Below are 1,248 nucleotides of genomic sequence, written 5' to 3' on the forward strand. Positions count from 1 at the left end.
AGCGGCGGCGGTTTCAGCCGGTCATCGCAACGCTTTGAGCGAATACCTCGGCGGGGGTGCGCCAGTCGAGCGTCTGGCGGGGGCGGGTGTTGAGTTGGAGGGCGACGGTGTCGAGCTGGGCGCGCGACAGGCCGCTCAAATCCATGCCCTTGGGGAAGTACTGGCGCAGCAGGCCGTTGGTGTTCTCGTTGCTACCGCGTTGCCAGGGGCTGTGGGGGTCGCAGAAGTAGACTTGGACGTCGGTGTCGATGGTGAAGCGCACGTGCTCGGCCATCTCCTTGCCTTGGTCCCAGGTGAGGGTGCGGCGCAAGGCGTCAGGCAGTTGGCCAAGTTGGTGGGTGAGGGCCTCACGCACGTGGGGCGCGGTGCGCCCCTCGGGCAGGTGCAACAGCATGACGTACCGGCTGCGGCGCTCCACCAGCGTGCCGATGGCGCTCTTGCCCTGCTTGCCTACCAGCAAGTCGCCCTCCCAGTGGCCCGGGACGGCGCGGCTTTCGGCTTCCGGCGGGCGCTCACTGAGCATCACCCGGCCCGGCAACTGGCCGGACAGGACGCTGGCGCGGCCACGGGGCCGACGCTGGGGGCGGCCCGTGCGCAGGTACGCGGCGAGTTCCTTGCGCAGGCTGCCCCGCGTCTGCACGTAGAGGCTGCGGTAAATGGTTTCGTGGGACACGTGCATCTGGGGCTGGTGGGCGAAGTCGCGCTTGAGCGTGGCGGCAATCTGCTGGGGACTCCAGCACCGCAGCAGACGTCGCTCCACCTCCTGGCGCAACTGGGGCTGGGCCAACAGTTTCGTTTGCTTGGGCCGGCGCGACGCCCTCGCGGCCGCCGCTTCACCCAGCCACGCCCGGTAGCCTTCGCGTCCCTTGCCGGCACGCCCCACTTCGCGGCTGATGGTGGACGCAGCACGCCCCAGTCGCCGCGCGATGGCCCGCAAGGACTCGCCGGCCTGCACACCGCGAGACACCTCCTCGCGCTCGGCCACGCTCAAACGCAAGGTAGAGCGCACGAGCGCAGGCCGCCGGATGCCGCCCGCACGGCGCAAAAGGCGCTGCAGCGTGCGCTCATTCACCCCTGCCGCCCGCGCTGCCTCCTCCTGCGTCTGTCCGGCGGCCACCGCGCGCCGCACCTCCAGCCAATCCTCTCCACTCATCCTGCCGAGCTTGCCTCGACTCTCCACCGGGCACCTCTCCCGGATGCGCTCCCTTCCGCGCATCCTGACTGGTGCGTTCACCGATTGAGACCGCC

General features: G+C 70.0%; 1 protein-coding gene. It reads right to left on the minus strand.

What is annotated here, in order from left to right; translation table 11 throughout:
- Window positions 1-13: 13 nt before the first annotated feature.
- Entirely contained in the window at window positions 14-1,153 is a 1,140-nt protein-coding gene (locus FMQ63_RS37120; protein WP_011555844.1) for an IS30 family transposase, read from the minus strand.
- Window positions 1,154-1,248: the final 95 nt, after the last annotated feature.

Origin of the sequence: Myxococcus sp. CA005, from assembly GCF_006518205.1 — a bacterium.
Classification (GTDB): Bacteria; Myxococcota; Myxococcia; order Myxococcales; family Myxococcaceae; genus Myxococcus; species Myxococcus xanthus.